Below are 18,998 nucleotides of genomic sequence, written 5' to 3' on the forward strand. Positions count from 1 at the left end.
CCGCAGGCCCCTGCCGGCCCGGATACCCAGGCGCCGCAAGCCCGGCCGACGCCGCCGCGCCGTGGCCCCGAAGGCGCGCCGCCCCCGACGCCGCCGGCCGCCCCGGGTGTGCGCGGCTTCCGCGACATCACCGCCGACGCCGACGATCTCGGGCGTGCCGCGGCGCAGGCCAGCCGCAACGCGCGCAAGACCTACGCCAACGTGCCGTCGCCCTCGCCGGAATTCGACCGCCTCGAGCCGAGCCTCGAAAACCGCGGCGGCGATCCCGAGGCACCGTATTCCTACGACGAGTCGGTCGAGGAGGCGGAGCGCTACACCCCGCAGCCGCCCCAGGCACCGCCGCCGCCGCGCGCGCGGGTCAGCAATGCCGAGCGCGAGCCGAAGCGGCCGCGTGTCGGTTCGATGTTCCCGTTCAAGACCGCGATCGTGATCGGCATCCTGCTGATCCTGGTCGGCACCGGCATTCTGTTCCACCAGCAGGCCGCCACCCTTGTCAGCAGCCTGTTCAAATCCTCGGCCCCCGTCGAGACGCCGAAGGATGCCGCGGCGACGCCTGCGAGCAAGAAGATCACCGACCGCGTCGGCCAGCCGTCGTCGTCTGGCGAGCCGGTCGCTCCGGTGGCGCAGCGCGTGGTGCTCTATGACGAGGATCCGTCGGATCCGAAGGGCAAGCAGTATGTCGGTTCGGTGGTCTGGCGCACCGAGCAGGTCAAGGGATCGGGCAACCAGAAGCCCGACATCGCCGTGCGCGCCGACATCGACATCCCTGACCGCAAGTTCAAGATGACGATGTCGTTCCGCCGCAACACCGATTCATCGCTGCCGGCGAGCCACACCGCGGAATTGACCTTCATCCTGCCGCAGGACTTCGCCAATGGCGGTGTCGGCAACGTGCCGGGCATCCTGATGAAGTCCAACGAGCAGGCGCGCGGCACGCCGCTGGCCGGGCTCGCGGTGAAGGTCACCGACGGCTTCTTCCTGGTCGGCCTCTCCAACGTCGACGCCGACCGCTCGCGCAATCTGCAGCTCCTGAAGGAGCGCTCCTGGTTCGACGTGCCGCTGGTTTACACCAACCAGCGCCGCGCCATCATCGCGATCGAGAAGGGCGCCCCCGGCGAGCGCGCTTTCAACGACGCCTTCGCGGCGTGGGGTGAGTAGCAGCCTTAACCGCTCACCTCGGTGCTCACGATCTCATCGCCCGGCTTTGTCCGGGCGATTCCGTATCGCAGCGAAGTCCGGCTGTTGCAGCGCATTCGACGCGCTGGCCCCGGAACAATGCCGGGCGCTTTCGAATTTCCCTAGTACCGTCGCGTGACTGCGTTACACTCGCCTGATGTCGGGCAGGGGCACGCCATGAAACGCTATCTGATCTTCGCAGCCATCGGGCCGTTCATCGGCGGCTTCCTGCTGCTGCTCATGACCACCTATCAGTCCGGCTACTGGACCGAGACCAATGGCGGCGAAGTGGCGAAGCTGCTCGTCGTGTTCGTGAAGTCGCTGCAATACAATTATCTGTTCGGCATCGTACCCTCGCTGATGTTCGGTGCGATCGACGACATCCTGATGCATATGCGGCGGATCACGCCAACGGTGCGGATGCTCATTGTCGGCGCGGTGGCATTCGTCGGCGCGGCGCTGACCTACGCCTCGCACGGCTCCGAAAGCGGCGCCGTGCAGTTCATCCTCTACGGGCTGGTCGGCTTCATCCCCGGCGTGATCACGTCCTGGCTGGCGCACAAATACGCCGAAGAGCAGCACGTGCCGGCGACGCCGGCATCCCAGCATTAGGGCACGTGCGCGGTTCCTTTGGAAAAGCAGAAGTGACCGGCTTTGACGCGATCGGCGATCTCTGGCCGGTCGGCGCAAATGAGCGCATCGCCACCGGACAGGAGACTCTGCTTAACGCACGGCGAGCAGCGGGTCGCGCTGTTATCGTAATCTTGTCAATGGATTGCACGCCGGCCTCGAGCCGGTCGCATCGTGCTTCATGGAACTGTCACATGGGCGTCATGTAAACGTAGTCCCAATGTCACACGGTCGCTTTTGTCCTCCCGCGGCCGTGAGGGCGATCATATGAGCGATGTAGCGTTACCTGGTTCGATCGAGCCCGCGCGGCGCCGCGGCCCCGATCTCGAGAAAGGCTTTCATCCTCTCACCGGCATCATCTATCTCGGCGTGATCGGCGCCGCGCTGCTGTTCGTGGCCTACAGCATCTACGCGGACGTCGGCGCGACAGGCGCCGGCAAGACGTCGTATCTCGCGTTCCTGCTGCTGTTCGTGGCGCTGTTGATCTCGCTCGGCTTCGAATTCGTCAACGGCTTTCACGACACGGCGAACGCCGTCGCGACCGTGATCTACACGCGCTCGATGCCGGCCCACATTGCCGTTGTCTGGTCGGGCCTGTTCAATCTGATCGGTGTGCTGCTCTCCAGCGGCGCGGTTGCTTTCGGCATCGTCTCCTTGTTGCCGGTCGAACTGATCCTTCAGGTCGGCAGCAGCGCCGGCTTCGCCATGGTGTTTGCGCTTCTGATCGCTGCCATCATCTGGAACGTGGGTACCTGGTACTTTGGATTGCCCGCCTCGAGTTCGCACACCCTGATCGGATCGATCATGGGCGTCGGTATCGCGAACGCGCTGATGCACGGACGGGAGGGGACCTCTGGCGTGGATTGGTCGCAGGCCGTCAACACCGGCAAGGCGCTACTGCTGTCGCCGCTGTTCGGATTTGCGCTCGCTGCCATCCTGCTCTACGGGCTGAAAACTGCACTGTTGCGCGCAACGCCGGCGCTGTTCGGTGAGCCGAAAGGCGATCAGCCGCCGCCATGGTGGATCCGCGGCATCCTGATCCTGACCTGTACCCTGGTCAGCTTCTTCCACGGATCGAACGACGGTCAAAAGGGCATGGGCCTCATCATGCTGATCCTGATCGGCGTGGTCCCGACCGCTTATGCGCTCAACCGCGCGATGCCTGCGAGCCAGATCGCGGCATTCACCGCGAATTCGGCGGCGGCGAGCAAGGTGATCGAGGATCGGGGAGCCGATCGCAAGGTGACGGGCAATCCGCGTCCGGCGGTGACGAATTACATCACCCTTCGGCAACTCACCGACGACACCTATCCGTCACTCGCCGTTCTCGTCGGCGAAATCAGCGACCAGGTCATTCAATACGGTTCGCTGGCAAAATTCCCGGCCGAGACCGTCGGCAACACGCGTAACGACATGTATCTGGTATCGGAGGCGCTTCGCTCGCTCATGAAGAGCAACGACAGCGGGCTGAACGATGCCGACGTCTCGACGCTCAATCGCTACAAGGGCTCGCTGGATGCCGCCACCAAATTCATTCCGTCCTGGGTGAAGATTGCGGTCGCCATCGCGCTCGGCCTCGGCACGATGGTTGGCTGGAAACGGATTGTCGTGACGGTGGGTGAGAAGATCGGCAAGACCCATCTGACCTATGCGCAGGGTGCCTGCGCCGAGATCACGGCGGCGGCGACCATCGCCGCGGCAGATGGATACGGCTTGCCGGTGTCGACGACGCATGTGCTGTCGTCCGGCATCGCAGGCACCATGACCGCAAATGGGTCCGGCCTGCAATGGTCGACAATCCGCAACATCGCCATGGCCTGGGTTCTGACGCTGCCTGTGGCGATGCTGATCTCGGGCACTCTCTACTTTGTTTTCGCGCATCTATTTTAGCCGGAGCAGCAAGACAACCGGATGCATGAGATCTGCGTCCGGTTCGGAGAAAGGAATTTCGAGTGGCAGATGCAAGCTTCAGCCTTCTGACAGGCAACGATATCGAAACGCGCCTGGTTCGGGCCGGCGGCATTATCTTTCGCGAGGGTGAGCAGGCCAACGAGCTGTTCGTGATCAAGAGCGGCTATGTGCGCATTCAGGTCGGCAACAAGACCATGGCGGACCTGCCGGCGGACACGATCTTTGGCGAGATGGCGTTGATCGACAACGAGCCAAGAAGTGCGACCGCCACGGCGCTCACGGATGTCGAGCTCGTCCCGGTCTCGGAAAAGCAGTTTCTCTTCCTCGTCAGCCAGACGCCGCATTTTGCGCTGAAGGTGATGAGGACGCTGGCCCAGCGGCTCAGAACCATGAACAAGGGCGTGTTCTAGGCGACTCTTGGAGTAAGTCGGCGTCCACGTCGCTCGCGAAAGCGCTCCCACGGATCGTTGCAAGCAAGGACGGCGGACGCTTGCTTCCACCGCCGTTTCGGTCTGACGCTGTCTCCGGCGTGCGGCACGTGATGCGGCCTTGCGTGTGACGGCCTTGAATGTGACACACTGGTAATGTGACGCAACTTGAACCACCTGCCTGCGTTACCATGTGATGGCCATGCCCGAAGACGACATTTTCTCCCCCCACGCCACGCGATCGCGGCCGCCTTTCGGCGGGGCACAGGCGCGCGGCAAGGTCATCGATCAGGACGGGCGCGAGCTCGGCGATGGCCCGCTGCATCCGCAGTTCCAAGGCTTTCAGGGAGCCTTTCAGGAGGGCTTCCGCTTCGACTTCCGCAACTCCTCCGCCAACCCGTTCGGCAATCTGACGCGCGAGGAGCGGCTCGCGCGGCTGGAGATGATTGCAAAGCTGCTCGACGTCGCCTTCGTCGTGCCGGGCACCAATGTCCGCTACGGCATCGACGGGTTGATCGGCCTGATCCCGGTGATCGGCGATCTCATTACCACCGCGATCTCGCTGTGGCTGGTGCGCGAGGCCCGTCTGTTGGGCGCGCCCTGGCACATCACCGCGCGGATGCTTGCCAATGTCGCCGTCGACGGCGTGGTCGGCATGGTGCCGGTGGCGGGCGATGCCTTCGACGTCATGTTCCGCGCCAATATCCGCAATGTGCGGATGCTGCGGCGCTGGCTCGACAAGCAGCCGAGGCGCGCATAATCCGGACCCGAAGGGCCGCGTTAGCGCAAAGTGTGCAGCGGTTTTCCCTCGCGACAAACGCAAGGCGTTTGCGCGGAGATTATGCGCCAATAAATCGCCCCAAAACAAAAGCCCCCGGATCGGTCCGAGGGCTTTTCGTTGAGCGACGAGCCGAAAGTCTACGCGGCGTCGGCGTCGGTCTGGGCCGGCTCAGCACGCGGACGGCGCGGCAGCGGGAAGCCTTCGCTCTCATACAGGGAACGGATGCCGTTCTGGTCGAAACGGGCTTCCTCGACCTGGAGATAGGCGCCGTTCAGCGAATCCGCCGGCAGTTGCTCCATCGCGAACTGCACGGCCTCGGCAGCAGTGCCGAAACGGCGGTAGGCAAAGCCGGCCCGCTTCTTCTTGCGGATCGCGGCAGGGAACAGTTCGGCGGACGTGTTATAGTTGAACGGACGCAGGGGACGCATGGTCGACGACCTCTTGTGTTCTTGGCATAGAGCGGCGAAAGGGATTTTGGGGGACGGCGGCCTATAATCGGCGGCGCGCCGTACATGTCATTTCGATCCCTAATATAGGCCTCTTTGACAAAAATGCGACCCCAGAAGCGCCCCCGGCAGGGCACATGCTGAATCCGCGCATGGCACGCGGTCAATCAGAATAACTCCATTTATTTCAATGGCTTATGGCCATTAAATCTTGTCGAGCCAGGCCAGGATCGCGACCACGATCAAAATCACGCCGAAAAGGCCCATTCCGGAGTGGCCGAGACCATAGCCATAGCCGCGGATACGGCCGCTATAGCCGCCCAGCAGGATAACCAGCAGGAGGATGATGAGGATCAGTCCGAGCGACATGGCGCCCTCCTCAGAAGAGGCGGCAGCCGCTCGGCGAGACGCCGACGGCCCCGCGAATTCAGAGCAAAGCACATTCCGGGGCGCGAGTCGTTAAGGCCGCCGGCCGATCACGAGGATGTTGTTGGGCGCCGGGGCGGCGGAGGCGGGATGTTTGCCAAGCCTACCACCGTCATTGCCGGGCTCGACCCGGCAATCCATCGGGCGAAGGACTGCCTTGATGGATGCCCGGGTCCAGCCGACGAGTTGGCCGCCGTTACTTCTTCTCGTTCAGCTTCAGCGCCGCCGAGTTGATGCAGTAGCGCAGGCCGGTCGGGCCGGGGCCGTCGTTGAAGACATGGCCGAGATGGCCGTCGCATTTCGAGCACAGCACTTCGGTGCGGATCATGCCGTGGCTGGCATCGCGCTCCTCGTCGACATGGCTCTCGACCGCGGGCTTGGAGAAGCTCGGCCAGCCGCAGCCGGAATCGAACTTCTGGTCGGACTCGAACAGCGGCTGCCCGCAGCCGGCGCAGACATAGGTGCCCTTGCGGGGATCATGCTCATATTCGCCGGTGAAGGGCCGTTCGGTCGCCTTTTCCCGCAGCACGGCGTACTGCATCGGCGTCAATTCCTTGCGCCACTCGGCCTCGCTCTTGTGGACCTTGCCGTCGGTTTTCGTATCGGACATGGAAACTCCCTTGTTGTCGTCATTGCGAGCGAAGCGAAGCAATCCAGTGTGAGGGACGCACATGGATTGCTTCGTCCGCGGAGTTTATCATCGGGCCGGCCAAGGCCGGACCCGTTGGCTCCTTGCAATGACGGTGACTGTTCCGTCAGTTGGTGACCTTGGTGCTGCTCACCAGCGTCGGCTTTTCGATGTAATTCTCCGCGAAGATCTTCTTCAGGTTCTCGACCTTCGGGATGTCGTTATAGGCAATATAGGGCTGGTTCGGGTGCAGCGTCAGATAGTCCTGGTGGTAGCCCTCCGCCGGATAGAACGCCTCCAGCGCACCGACCTTGGTGACGATCGGCTTCTTGTAGACCTTGGCCGCATTGAGCTGGGCGATATAGGCGTCCGCCACCTTCTTCTGCTCGTCGCTGGTCGTGAAGATCGCCGAGCGATACTGCGTGCCGGAGTCGGGGCCCTGGCGGTTCAGCTGGGTCGGGTCGTGCACGACGGAGAAGAAGATCTGCAGGATCTTGCCGTAGGAGATCTTCTGCGGGTCGTACTTGATTTCGACGGACTCGGCGTGGCCGGTGGTGCCGGTCGAGACCTTCTCGTAGTCGGCGTTCGCCTTGCTGCCGCCGGAGTAGCCGGACACCGCGCTGACGATGCCGGCGGTGTGCTGGAACACGCCCTGCACACCCCAGAAGCAGCCGCCGGCGAGCACCGCGGTCTTGATGCCGGTTTCCGGCGCGCTCGCGGCCGGCGCCGGGATGACCACGGCGTCCTCGGCGGCAAGCGAGGGCGCAACGGCAAAAGCGGCAACGGCCAGCGCGCCGATCGCGGCGGCGCAAAGCGAGAGGCGGCTGAGGGAGCTTTTGGGCATGGGTTCCTCGTGGGATCGCAATTGGGGGCCAGTCTAGAGCGGGAGCCGGCATTGGCAAACCGGGCCGGGCTGCTCCGACGCTTCAAAATACGGGCGAGGGAGCGTTTTGTTACGGCGCCGGCCACACGGTTTCGTGAGGGAAATCAGCGAGGTCCAGGGATGACGGTGATGGATTTTTGCCCGCGGCCTCTCCACGCCCGTCGTCTTGGCTTTCGCCAGGACGACGCTGAATGTTGGTGCCGCCTGCGAGTCATATACTCACTGTCAGGGTGACGTCGGCGCCTGCGGGACTTTCACACCACGATGCTGAGCCGCTTCGCGGCCCGCGTGATGCCCGTGTAGAGCCACCGCGCGCGCGAGTCCTGGAACGCAAAGCTCTCGTCGAACAGCACGACGTCGTCCCATTGCGAACCCTGCGACTTATGGACGGTCAGTATGTATCCGTAGTCGAACTCGTCATAGGGCTTGCGCTGCTCCCACGGAATGCCCTCGATGCCGCCGTCGAAGCATTCGCCGCGCACCGACACCTTGGTGACCTTGTGGCCAAAGTCCTCGTCCGGCATCACGCGCATGGTGATGATCTTGGATTTCGACTGCGCGCGCGCCTTGACCCGCCACAGCCCGCCGTTGAACAGCGCCTTCTTGCGGTTGTTGCGCAGGCAGACCAGCTTGTCGCCGGCGACGGGGAGAGGATCTTCGATGTTTAGCCGCTGCCGCATCCGCATGTTGTAGGCGCGGCGGGTGTTGTTGCGGCCGACCAGCACCTGGTCGGCGCTCATCACGCGGTCCGGATCGAGCTCCTTGCGCGACACTACCTCGCTCTCGCCATGGCGGCCGATCTCGAGCTCGCGGCCCTCGCGGATATCCATCGACATCCGCACGATCGGATCGTCCTGCGCCTGGCGGTGCACCTCGGTCAGCATCGCGTCCGGCTCGGCGTCGGTGAAGAAGCCGCCGCCCTGGATCGGCGGCAATTGCGCGGGATCGCCGAGCACCAGCAGCGGGCAGTCGAACGACATCAAATCGCGGCCGAGCTCGGCGTCGACCATCGAACATTCGTCGATCACGATCAGCTTCGCTTTTGATGCGGGCGCGTCGTCCCACAACTCAAAGCTTGGCTGCTCGACGCCGGACTCGCGGGCGCGGTAGATCAGGGAATGGATAGTGGAGGCGCTGTCGCAACCCTTGTTGCGCATGACCAGCGCCGCCTTGCCGGTGAAGGCCGCGAATTTTACTTCGCCGTCGACGCCCTCGGCGATGTGCTGGGCAAGCGTGGTCTTTCCGGTTCCGGCATAGCCGAACAGGCGGAACACCGGCGGCGTCCCGTTCTGGCCGGGCTTGGCTTTCAGCCAGTCGGCAACGGCTTTCAGCGCGGAGTCCTGGTGCGGCGTAAAGGTGGTCACGTGAGGCTGTCTTGGGGCTTTCGAAGAGGGAGCCAGCGGGGCATCGCCGCGACTCGGACCCCAAACCTAACCATTCGAGCCGTCCGCGCAAGGCGGCGGGCACTACTGCCAGCCCGGAATACCGTGCATGTCGGGCAGCTTGTGGGCGATGCCCTTGTGGCAATCGATGCAGGTCTTTTCGCCTGAGAACAGGAAGCGCTCATGTGCGATGCTGGCTCGGGGCGATTGCTTGGTGACGTCCATCGATTGCGCGCTGTGGCAGTTGCGGCATTCGAGCGAATCATTGGCCTTGAAGCGGGCCCATTCGTGCAGCGCGAGCTCCAGACGGTGGTCGATGAACTTGTCGCGGGTATCGATGCTGCCGAACAGGTGGCCCCAGACTTCCTTGGAGGCCTGCATCTTGCGAGCGATCTTGTCGGTCCAATTGTGGGGCACGTGACAATCCGGGCAGCTGGCGCGCACGCCGGACCGGTTGCTGAAGTGGATGGTCGATTTCAGCTCCGCGAAGACGTTGTCGCGCATCTCGTGACAGCCGGTGCAGAACTTCTCGGTGTTGGTCAGCTCCAGCGCGGTGTTGAAGCCACCCCAGAAGATCACGCCGGCGACGAAGCCGGCGAGCACGAGCACGCCGAGCCCGAACACCGAACTCGGCCGGATCAGGACGCCCCAGAGCTCGACGGCAAAACGCCAAGCACGCGCAATGAAGCCCTGCCGCCCAGCGGGAGGATCGACGCTGCTCATCTGCGACCACCGGGGGCAGCGCGGTTGAGCATCGTGTCAATGTCGACGAAGTCGTTGGTCACCGGCGGCGTCACCACGTTCTGCGGCACATGGCATTCGGTGCAGAAGAACCGGCGCGGCGATACCGAGGCGAGGAACTGGCCGTCACGATCCATGAAGTGGGTGATGCTGACCATCGGTGCCCGGGACTCGCCGGTGCGTGCGCGGGCATGGCAGGACAGGCATTTGTTGCCCTGGATGTCGACCTGATAGCCGTCGATCGAATGCGGGATGACGGGCGGCTGTTCGGGATAGTTGCGCACCTCCTTTTCGGAGCTGTTGCGCGGTCCCGTCATCGGCGGCGCCGGGCCTTCCTCGTTGAGCGGCGCCGGGCCGCGCAGGCCGGAGTTCAGCCCTTGGGCGGCAAGGGTGCCAGAGCCCGCGGCCAGGATCAGGAGGAGAAGCAGACTGCGGAATTTCATCATCATGTCGTCGCCACCTTCTCGATGCGGACGGCGCATTTCTTGTAATCGGTCTGTAGTGAAATCGGATCGGTGGCGTCGAGCGTCACCTTGTTGATGAGCTTCGACTCGTCGAACCAGGGCACGAACACCAGTCCTCGCGGCGGCCGGTCGCGGCCGCGCGTTTCGAGCCGTGCGCGGATGAAGCCGCGGCGCGATTCGACCTTGACCTCGTCGCCGCGCCTGAGCTTGAGCTCCGTCGCATCGTCCGGGTGCATGAAGCAGACGGCCTCCGGAAATGCCTTGTAGAGCTCGGGCACGCGCCGCGTCATGGTGCCGGAATGCCAGTGCTCCAGCACACGGCCGGTCGACAGCCAGAACGGATAGTCGTTGTCGGGGGATTCCGCCGGCGGCTCGTAGGGCAGCGCGAAGATGCGCGCCTTGCCGTCCGGGAAGCCGTAGAACTGCACCTCGGCCCCCTGCCGCACATAGGGATCGAGACCTTCGCGGAAGCGCCAGCGGGTTTCCTGGCCGTTGACGACCGGCCAGCGCAATCCGCGAACCTGATGATAGGTGTCGAACGGTGCCAGATCGTGGCCGTGACCGCGGCCGAACGAGGCGTACTCCTCGAACAGTCCCTTGTGCACGTAGAAGCCGAATGCCTTGGACTCGTCGTTGGCGTAGCCGGCCTCGATGTCGGTGACGGGAAATTTGTCGACCTCGCCGTTGCGGAACAGGATGTCGAACAGCGTCTTGCCGCGATATTCCGGCTTCTTCGCCAGCAATTCCTCCGGCCAGACCTCCTCGACCTTGAAGCGCTTGGAGAACTCCATCACCTGCCAGAGGTCCGAGCGCGCCTCGCCCGGCGCCGAGACTAGCTGGTGCCACATGTGGGTGCGGCGTTCGGCATTGCCGTAGGCGCCTTCCTTTTCGACCCACATCGCCGTCGGCAGCACGAGATCGGCGGCGAGCGCAGTTACCGTCGGATAGGCGTCCGACACGACGATGAAGTTCTCGGGATTGCGGTAGCCGGGATAGGTCTCCTCATTGGCGTTGGCGCCGCCCTGCAGGTTGTTGTTGACCTGGATCCAGTAGGCGTTGAGCAGTCCGTCCTTGAGCATGCGGTTCTGCAGGACCGCGTGGTAGCCGGGCTTGTCCGGGATGGTGCCCTCGGGAAGCTTCCAGATGTGCTCGGCCTTGTCGCGGTGCTCCTTGTTGGTCACCACCATGTCGGCCGGCAGGCGATGAGAGAAGGTGCCGACTTCACGTGCCGTGCCGCACGCCGAGGGCTGGCCGGTCAGCGAGAACGGGCTGTTGCCGGCTTCGGAGATCTTTCCGGTCAGGAGATGGATGTTGTAGACGAGGTTGTTGCACCAGACGCCACGCGTGTGCTGGTTGAAGCCCATGGTCCAGAAGCTCGTGACCTTGACCTTCGGGTCGGCATAGATCTCGGCGAGCGCCTCCAGGCGATTGAGCGGCACGCCGGACATCTCTGCGGCCTTTTCCAGCGTATAGTCGGCGAGGAACTTGACGTAGTCGTCGTAGCTCATGTCGGTGGCGTCGCCGGCCTTGGCGCGCCCGGTCGCTTTCTTCTCCAGTGGATGTTCCGGGCGCAGGCCGTAGCCGATGTCGGTCTGCCCCCGCTTGAAAACCGTATGCTTGCCGACGAAGTCTCGGTTGACCCGACCGGTCTTGACGATGTGATTGGCGATCGCGTTGAGCAGATAAAGGTCGGTCTGAGGCTTGAACACCAGCCCGATGTCGGCGAGGTCGAACGAGCGGTGCTCGAATGTCGACAGCACGGCCACGCGCACATGCGGCGCGGAGAGCCTGCGGTCGGCGACCCGGGTCCACAGGATCGGGTGCATCTCGGCCATGTTCGAGCCCCATAGCACGAATGCGTCCGCGGCCTCGATGTCGTCGTAGCAGCCCATCGGCTCATCGATGCCGAAGGTGCGCATGAAGCCGGCCGCCGCGGAGGCCATGCAGTGGCGGGCATTGGGGTCGATATTGTTGGAGCGGAAGCCCGCCTTGAACAGCTTCAAGGCGGCGTAGCCTTCCCAGATCGTCCACTGGCCGGACCCGAACATCCCGATGCCGCTCGGCCCGCGCTTCTTCAGCGCCGCCTTGTACTTCTCGGCCATCACGTCGAAGGCCTCGTCCCACGACACCGGGGTGAACTCGCCGTTCTTGTCGAACTTGCCGTTCGTCTTGCGCAGCATCGGCTGCGTCAGGCGGTCATGGCCGTACATGATCTTGGACAGGAAATAGCCCTTGACGCAGTTGAGCCCGCGATTGACCTCCGACTTGATATCGCCATGGGTAGCGACGACGCGGTTGTCCTTGGTCGCCACCATCACGCTGCAACCGGTGCCGCAGAAGCGGCATGGCGCCTTGTCCCATTTCAACTCGCTCTCGCCGCGATCGGTGACGAGATTGGCAGCGCTGGCAGCAACCGGCAGTCCGCCTGCCATGGCGGCCATGGCTGCGGCCTCCAGTTTCAGCACCTGGCGGCGATCAAGCTTGGATGCGGTCATGATGCGTCTCTCTTGTGGCGTATCGGACTTGTAGACAGGAGATCAGGCGCCGGCGACGCCAAGGGCATGGAAGACCAGCGAAGCCGAGTAGACGTCGGGCAGCGTGCTGATCGCGTTGAGCGTCGTCCCGAGCGAGCCGGCATCGGGCGCATCGACCACGACGACGAGTTTTCCCCTGATGTCGCGCTGGTAGATTTCGCAGCCCGCGAGCGCGGTGATGGCGTGCTCGGCCGAGGCGAGGCGCTCGGGGCGCACCTGCACCAGGATGCTCGCGATCTCGCCCCCCGGTGGGGCGACCACCCGCTCGACCTGGGGCAACTGGCCCGTGATGAGGGCTCGGCGATCGATGTTTGTGTGAGGTCTGATCATGGTGGACCGCCGTTCTTGAATGGGCTGTTTAGTAGTGCGCAGGCGGGCCGGGCGGGCCCGTCATCATCTGGTAGATCCACACCGCAAGGCCGTAGCTGCCGACCGTGGCGACCGCCAGGGCGGGCATCACCACCGCGGTGAGGAACAGGAACGCAAAAATTTCCATGCGCCTGCGGCGCGGCCGCGCGCGCGTGCTGTCGCCTGTGGCCGACATGCGTCGTCTCGCTGGGATTATGTGGGGGAAAGGCCTCGTTGCCTTCCTCAGAAAGTAACGATTGAGCCGGAGAATAGCACTGATCCAGATCAATGCGCGCAAAAATTACAATCCTCCAGGAGCGATTCGGATGCGGCAAAGAGCGTCGCTGGAGGCTGGGCAGGGCAGCAGACCGAAGGGCGTGTCTTGTCAGGCGAAATTCACCGACGCGGGCATCCGTTTACCGGACGCAATACGTTGGTGCCGTGCGTAGCGCACTCGTCGCGGATCAGTAATGATGGAGCGTCGCGCGCCAATCCGTCTCGTCTGGCGAAATTCGGCGAGCTGGACTCGGTTTCCCACCGCAATACACTGAGACCAATAACAAACGCCCGGGAGAAAAACTGATGAAATTCGGCATCTTCTACGAGCTGCAACTGCCGCGCCCCTGGAACGACGGCGACGAGCTCCGGCTCTACCAGAACGCGCTGACGCAATTGGAGACCGCCGACCGGCTCGGCTACGATTATGCGTGGGTCGTCGAGCATCATTTCCTCGAGGAATATTCGCACTCGCCGGCACCGGAATCCTTCCTCGCCGCCGCGAGCCAGCGCACCAGGAATATCCGGCTCGGCCACGGCATCTTCCAGCTCACCACCAACCATCCCGCGCGCGTTGCCGAGCGCGTCGCGGTGCTCGATCTGCTCTCCAACGGCCGTTGTGAATTCGGCATGGGCGAGAGCGCCTCGATCACCGAGCTGACGCCGTTCGGCCGCGACATGGAGACCAAGCGCGAGGTGTTCGAGGAGGCGGTCAGTGCGATCTTCCCGATGTTCACCAAGGTCGGCACCGAACATCACGGCAAATATTTCGACATCCCGCTGCGCAATGTCGTGCCGAAGCCGGTGCAGAAGCCGCATCCGCCGCTCTGGATGGCGTGCTCGCAACTGCCGACGATCGAACGTGCCGGGCAGAACGGATTTGGCGCGCTCGGCTTCCAGTTCGTCAGCGCCGAGGCGGCACATGCCTGGGTGCACGCCTATTACAACGCGATCACCAAGCGGCTGAAGAAGCTCGCCGACTACGAAATCAATCCCAACATGGCGCTGGTCTCGTTCTTCATGTGCGCCGAGACCGATGAAGAGGCGCGCAAGCGCGCCGACGGTGCGACCTTCTTCCAGTTCGCGCTGCGCTACTATGGCCAGGCACAGAACCGGCAGCGCCCGGCGCCCGGCACCGTCAACATGTGGGACGAGTACAACAAGTGGAAGCGCGAGAATCCCGAGGCGCAGGAGGCCGCATTGCGCGGCGGCCTGATCGGTTCGCCGGAAACAATCGCTAAGAAGCTGCGGCGCTTCCGCGCCTCGCACATCGATCAGGTGATCCTGCTCAACCAGGCCGGCAAGAACACCCATGAGCACATCTGCGAGTCGCTCGAGCTGTTTGGGAAAGAGGTGATGCCCGAGTTCCAGCACGATCCCGAGCACGATGCCTGGAAGAAGGGTGTGCTTGACGGCTCGATCCAGCTCGAGGAGATCGACACCCAAGCGTTCTCGGATCGCTATGGCAAACTCGCGGTCAATGTCGGTCCGAAGACCGCAGCCGCCGGCTGATCGAGAGCAGTAGCTTGAATAGGTGCGGCCGCGTGTTCGGTCCACCTCTCCCCAACGGGGAGAGGTCGATTTGCGCAGCAAATCGGGTGAGGGGCCGCAGCTCCCGCGAGAGACTGTGACCCCTCACCCGGCGCTGCGCGCCGACCTCTCCCAAGGGAGAGGTGACCTACCGACGTTGCTTGAGATTGCTCTAATCTCATCGCGTTTGGTCCTGTGCAGCCACCTCGCGATCGCGTGAAGAAAATAATTCGCTACGCGCGACCTGCGCCTTAAACGAAACGACACGCGCGATGCCTGCACCGAAGTGCAGGCATCGCTATTTTTGTGCGGTGCTCGACAGCTTCATTCGCGCGCCCCATCATCCTGACAACGCATGATCTTGCAGCGCGATAGCGCGCGTGATCGTCAGGAGATTTTGGAATGAAGCGTCGTGAATTCCTCCAGCTGTCGCTTGCCACAGCCGCTGCCGCTGCACTGTCGCGGCAGGCACAGGCACAGGCGGACGCTAAGGAAATTCGTATCGGCTACCAGAAGAACGGCGTGCTCGTTATCACGCGCCAGCGTGAGGCTTTGGAAAATCATTTCAAGCCACAGGGCGTCAACGTGAAATGGGTCGAGTTCTCCTCGGGCCCGCCGATGATGGAGGCGATGAATGTCGGCAGCGTCGATTACGGCGCGGTCGGCGATTCCCCGCCGATCTTCGCCCAGGCCGCGGGCGCGGCCATCGTCTATGCCGCGGCGCAGCCGATCATGAACGGGTCGGGCGTCTTGGTGCCGCAGCATTCTGCGATCACCACCATCGCCGATCTCAAGGGCAAGCGCATCGGCTTCACCAAGGGATCCAGCGCGCATAACGTCGTGATCCAGACGTTGGAGAAGGCCGGGCTGACCTATGAGGACATCACGCCGGTCTATCTGACGCCGCCGGACGCCGGCCCCGCCTTTGCCAATGGCGGCATCGATGCCTGGGCGATCTGGGATCCATATTTCGCGATCGCCGAGACCAGGCAGAACGGCCGCATTCTTGTCAACAGCCGCGACGTTACCAAGACCAACGCGTTCTACATCGCCAACCGCGACTTCGCGCGGAATCGCGGTGCGATCCTGCAGCAGATCGTCGATGTCACGGCATCGACGGCGAAATGGGCAGAGGCGCATCCCGATGACGTCGCGAAATCGCTGGCAGCGGTCACCGGCGTGCCGCTCGATATCCAGACCATCGCGGCGCGGCGGGCGGGATTCTCGGTCGGCCCCGTGACCGACGACATCATTGCGACCCAGCAGGGCGTCGCCGACCGCTTCTTCAAGCTCGGCCTGATCCCGAAGCAGATCGCGATCCGCGACATCGTCTGGCGCAACACCCAGACCTGATCGACGCGCCTTGGTCAATTCAATGCAGAGGACATTCCCATGACGCGTTTATTTCGACGCTGGGTTGCCCGCGCGGTGCTCTCGGTCAGTATCGTCGCGGCGACCGTCGGCGCCTCCTACGGCCAGGAGAAAGTCGTCCGCATCGGCTATCAGAAGTACGGCAAGCTGGTGCTGCTGAAGAGCAAGGGCTCGCTCGAGGAGAAGCTGAAATCGGTTGGCACCAAGGTGGTGTGGACCGAGTTTCCGTCGGGGCCGCCGCTGCTTGAAGCGCTCAATGTCGGTGCGATCGATTTCGGCAACACCGGCGAAGCGCCGCCGATCTTCGCGCAGGCCGCCGGAGCGCCGATCCAGTATGTCGCCTATGAGCCGCCGGCGCCGAAAGGCGAGGCGATCCTGGTGCCGAAGGACAGCCCGATCAAGTCGGTCGCCGATCTCAGGGGCAAGAAGGTCGCGCTGAACAAGGGCTCCAACGTCCATTATCTGCTGGTGAAGGCGCTGGAGAAAGCCGGCGTCAAATATTCCGAGATCGAGCCGGTGTTCCTGGCGCCGGCCGATGCGCGCGCGGCGTTCGAGCGCGGCGCGGTCGATGCCTGGGTGATCTGGGATCCGTTCCAGGCCGCCGCGGAGGCTGCGACCGGCGCGCGCACCATTGCCGACGGCACCGGCATCGTCGCGAACTATCAGTTCTACTTCGCCTCGAAGAAGTTTTTGCAGACCGATCCGAAGATCGTCGAGCTCGTGCTGGCGCAGCTGAGCGAGGTCGATGACTGGGCCAAGGGCGACATCCACGCCGTCGCCGAACAGCTCGCGCCGAGCATCGGCCTGTCGGTGCCGGTGGTGGAGGTCGCGCTGAAGCGGCAGGCCTATGGCATCAAGCTGGTCACCGACACCGTCATCGCGGATCAGCAACAGGTCGCCGACACGTTCTTCGCGCTCGGCCTGATCCCCAAACATATCAAGATTTCCGACGTCGCATGGAGACCGGGCACGTGAGCACCCCAACCAACGCCAACATCCTCTGGTTCCTGCCGACCCACGGCGACAGCCGCTATCTCGGCACGTCGATCGGCGGCCGTGAGGTGAACTTCAACTATCTGCGCCAGATCGCACAGGCCGCGGACCAGCTCGGCTATTACGGCGTGCTGCTGCCGACCGGGCGGAGCTGCGAGGATTCCTGGGTGGTGGCCTCGGCCGTCGCGCCCTGGACCGAGCGCCTGCGCTATCTGGTGGCGGTCAGGCCCGGCCTGCAGTCGCCGAGCGTTGCCGCCCGCATGACCGCGACCTTGGACCGGCTGTCGAACGGTCGTCTCTTGATCAACGTCGTCACCGGCGGCGATCCGATCGAGAACAAGGGCGACGGCATCTTCCTCGACCACGACGAGCGCTACGCGGTGACGCGCGAGTTCCTCAACGTCTATAGCGATCTGCTCGCGGGCAAGACGGTCAATGTCGAAGGCCAGCACATCCGGATCGAGGATGGCCGCCTGCTGTTCAATCCGGTGCAGTCGCCGCGCCCGCCGCTGTATTTCGGCGGCTCGTCGGACGCCGGCATCGACGTCGCGGTCGACACCGTCGACAAGTATCTGACCTGGGGCGAGCCGCCGGCGCAGGTCGCCGAGAAGATCGCCAAGGTGAAGGCCGTCGCCGCGCAACGCGGCCGCAAGCTGTCGTTCGGCATCCGCCTGCATGTGATCGTGCGCGAGACCAACGCGGAGGCCTGGAAGGCCGCCGACGAACTGATCCAGTACGTCACCGACGACACCATTGTTGCCGCGCAGAAGATCTTTGCGCGGATGGATTCAGTCGGCCAGCAGCGCATGGCGCAGCTGCATGGCGGACGGCGCGACAAGCTCGAGATCAGCCCGAACCTCTGGGCCGGCGTCGGCCTGGTGCGCGGCGGGGCCGGCACCGCGCTGGTCGGCGATCCCCAGACCGTCGCCGCGCGCATCAAGGAGTATCAGGACGTCGGCGTCGATACCTTCATCATGTCGGGCTACCCGCATCTCGAGGAAGCCTATCGGTTCGCCGAACTGGTGTTCCCGCTGCTGTCGCTGGCGCAGCCCGGCAACGTGACGCCGATCCGCGTCAACACCGGGCCGTTCGGTGAGACCATCGGCAACGACTACCGTCCGCAGAAGCAGGCATCGCAATCATGAGCTTGATCGATTCACTCCCGCGTCGCAAAGCGTTTTCAAGCGAAGTGGATGCCGGTTCGCGTGAAGAAAACGCGTCAAAACAAAAATCTGGAGCTCCGTTCCGATCCCATCGGAACGGAAACAGCTCCAGCGCGCCGAAACTCCCCAAGGTCGACGGGCTGATCCCCTGGATCGTGCCGCTTGCCATCGTGCTGGTCTGGCAGCTTGCCTGCGTCACCGGCTTTGTTCCTTCGCGCGTGTTGCCGGCGCCGACCGATGTCGCACTGGCTGGTTGGAAACTATTGCTATCCGGCGAACTGGTCCGCAACATCTGGGTCAGCTTCTGGCGCGCGTCGATCGGCTTTGTGATCGGTGGCGGCATCGGCTTCGCGTTCGGGCTCGCCAACGGGCTGTCGCAGCTGTCGGCGAAGCTCACCGACACCACGCTGCAGATGGTGCGCAACATCCCGCATCTGGCGCTGATCCCGCTCGTCATCCTGTGGTTCGGCATCGACGAGTCGGCAAAGCTGTTCCTGGTCGCGCTCGGCGTGTTCTTCCCGATCTATCTCAACACGCTGCACGGCATCCGCACCGTCGATCCGCAGCTGATCGAGATGGGCCGCATCTACGGCATGACCGACGGCGAGCTGTTCCGCCGGGTGATCTTCCCGGGCGCGCTGCCCTCGATCTTCGTCGGGCTACGCTTTGCGCTCGGCATCATGTGGCTGACGCTGATCGTCGCCGAGACCATCGCGGCCTCGTCGGGCCTCGGCTACATGGCGATGCAGGCGCGCGAATTCATGCTGATCGACGTCGTCGTGCTCTCGATCCTGATCTACGCCTTGCTCGGCAAGCTCGCCGACAGCGCCTCGCGGGCGCTGGAGCGGCTGACCCTGTCGTGGCACCCCGCCTTCCAGAAGAAGTGA

The 18,998-nt window shown here is 63.8% G+C and carries 20 protein-coding genes; 10 read left to right on the forward strand and 10 right to left on the reverse strand.

Features of this window, described 5'->3' with window-relative positions; all coding sequences use genetic code 11:
* The 5 genes from Q0030_RS27760 to Q0030_RS27780 all read left to right on the forward strand — a co-directional run.
* Positions 1-1,158: hypothetical protein (locus tag Q0030_RS27760; RefSeq protein WP_298374309.1), on the forward strand; the 1,158-nt coding region annotated here is incomplete at its 5' end.
* Positions 1,159-1,353: 195 nt separating this feature from the next.
* Positions 1,354-1,788 carry a DUF5413 family protein gene (locus tag Q0030_RS27765; protein ID WP_097673188.1) on the forward strand — a complete coding sequence of 145 codons (435 nt, stop codon included), beginning with the start codon at positions 1,354-1,356 and terminating at the stop codon, positions 1,786-1,788.
* A 285-nt stretch (positions 1,789-2,073) separates the two neighbouring features.
* Complete coding sequence (locus Q0030_RS27770) at positions 2,074-3,696, forward strand: inorganic phosphate transporter (protein ID WP_298374316.1); 1,623 nt, start codon at positions 2,074-2,076, stop codon at positions 3,694-3,696.
* A gap of 62 nt (positions 3,697-3,758) precedes the next feature.
* Entirely contained in the window at positions 3,759-4,127 is a 369-nt protein-coding gene (locus Q0030_RS27775; RefSeq protein WP_298374318.1) for a cyclic nucleotide-binding domain-containing protein, read from the forward strand.
* 214 nt (positions 4,128-4,341) lie between these two features.
* Entirely contained in the window at positions 4,342-4,905 is a 564-nt protein-coding gene (locus Q0030_RS27780; RefSeq protein WP_298374321.1) for a DUF4112 domain-containing protein, read from the forward strand.
* Between the two features lie 158 nt (positions 4,906-5,063).
* Here the strand turns inward: Q0030_RS27780 and Q0030_RS27785 are convergent, their stop codons facing one another.
* From Q0030_RS27785 to napE, 10 genes are all read right to left on the reverse strand, one after another.
* On the reverse strand, positions 5,064-5,354 hold the full coding sequence (locus Q0030_RS27785) for a hypothetical protein (RefSeq protein WP_097673192.1): 291 nt from the start codon (positions 5,352-5,354) through the stop codon (positions 5,064-5,066).
* Between the two features lie 222 nt (positions 5,355-5,576).
* Entirely contained in the window at positions 5,577-5,741 is a 165-nt protein-coding gene (locus Q0030_RS27790; RefSeq protein WP_074131060.1) for a DUF3309 family protein, read from the reverse strand.
* 253 nt (positions 5,742-5,994) lie between these two features.
* A complete protein-coding gene (gene msrB / locus Q0030_RS27795; protein WP_298374330.1) occupies positions 5,995-6,408 on the reverse strand; it encodes a peptide-methionine (R)-S-oxide reductase MsrB in 414 nt (137 codons plus the stop codon).
* 145 nt (positions 6,409-6,553) lie between these two features.
* Positions 6,554-7,270 carry a peptide-methionine (S)-S-oxide reductase MsrA gene (gene msrA / locus Q0030_RS27800; RefSeq protein ID WP_092117294.1) on the reverse strand — a complete coding sequence of 239 codons (717 nt, stop codon included), beginning with the start codon at positions 7,268-7,270 and terminating at the stop codon, positions 6,554-6,556.
* A gap of 293 nt (positions 7,271-7,563) precedes the next feature.
* Positions 7,564-8,673, reverse strand: coding sequence for an ATP-dependent RecD-like DNA helicase (locus Q0030_RS27805; protein WP_298374338.1), 1,110 nt, complete (start codon positions 8,671-8,673; stop codon positions 7,564-7,566).
* Positions 8,674-8,775: 102 nt separating this feature from the next.
* Complete coding sequence (locus tag Q0030_RS27810; protein ID WP_298374339.1) at positions 8,776-9,414, reverse strand: NapC/NirT family cytochrome c; 639 nt, start codon at positions 9,412-9,414, stop codon at positions 8,776-8,778.
* Entirely contained in the window at positions 9,411-9,881 is a 471-nt protein-coding gene (locus Q0030_RS27815; protein ID WP_298374678.1) for a nitrate reductase cytochrome c-type subunit, read from the reverse strand. Before Q0030_RS27815 ends, Q0030_RS27810 begins: the two co-directional genes overlap by 4 nt.
* Positions 9,878-12,391 carry a nitrate reductase catalytic subunit NapA gene (gene napA / locus Q0030_RS27820; RefSeq protein WP_298374341.1) on the reverse strand — a complete coding sequence of 838 codons (2,514 nt, stop codon included), beginning with the start codon at positions 12,389-12,391 and terminating at the stop codon, positions 9,878-9,880. The genes Q0030_RS27815 and napA overlap by 4 nt, the downstream gene beginning before the upstream one ends.
* A 42-nt stretch (positions 12,392-12,433) precedes the next feature.
* Positions 12,434-12,760 (reverse strand): chaperone NapD, encoded by a 327-nt coding sequence (locus Q0030_RS27825; RefSeq protein ID WP_298374342.1) that lies wholly within the window; start codon positions 12,758-12,760, stop codon positions 12,434-12,436.
* Between the two features lie 28 nt (positions 12,761-12,788).
* Entirely contained in the window at positions 12,789-12,974 is a 186-nt protein-coding gene (napE, locus tag Q0030_RS27830) for a periplasmic nitrate reductase, NapE protein (protein ID WP_298374344.1), read from the reverse strand.
* A gap of 386 nt (positions 12,975-13,360) precedes the next feature.
* Between napE and Q0030_RS27835 the strand changes: the two genes are divergently transcribed.
* The 5 genes from Q0030_RS27835 to Q0030_RS27855 all read left to right on the forward strand — a co-directional run bounded on the left by Q0030_RS27835 (position 13,361) and on the right by Q0030_RS27855 (position 18,998).
* A complete protein-coding gene (locus Q0030_RS27835) occupies positions 13,361-14,566 on the forward strand; it encodes an LLM class flavin-dependent oxidoreductase (protein WP_207835220.1) in 1,206 nt (401 codons plus the stop codon).
* Between the two features lie 420 nt (positions 14,567-14,986).
* Positions 14,987-15,937: a sulfonate ABC transporter substrate-binding protein gene (locus Q0030_RS27840; protein ID WP_298374349.1), complete on the forward strand. Its 951-nt coding sequence runs from the start codon at positions 14,987-14,989 to the stop codon at positions 15,935-15,937.
* 39 nt (positions 15,938-15,976) lie between these two features.
* Positions 15,977-16,930, forward strand: coding sequence for a sulfonate ABC transporter substrate-binding protein (locus Q0030_RS27845; protein WP_298374350.1), 954 nt, complete (start codon positions 15,977-15,979; stop codon positions 16,928-16,930).
* Positions 16,912-18,093, forward strand: coding sequence for an FMNH2-dependent alkanesulfonate monooxygenase (gene ssuD / locus Q0030_RS27850; RefSeq protein WP_298374352.1), 1,182 nt, complete (start codon positions 16,912-16,914; stop codon positions 18,091-18,093). The genes Q0030_RS27845 and ssuD overlap by 19 nt, the downstream gene beginning before the upstream one ends.
* 158 nt (positions 18,094-18,251) lie before the next feature.
* Complete coding sequence (locus Q0030_RS27855) at positions 18,252-18,998, forward strand: ABC transporter permease subunit (RefSeq protein WP_163153663.1); 747 nt, start codon at positions 18,252-18,254, stop codon at positions 18,996-18,998.

The sequence above is a fragment of the uncultured Bradyrhizobium sp. genome, assembly GCF_947648125.1.
GTDB lineage: Bacteria > Pseudomonadota > Alphaproteobacteria > Rhizobiales > Xanthobacteraceae > Bradyrhizobium.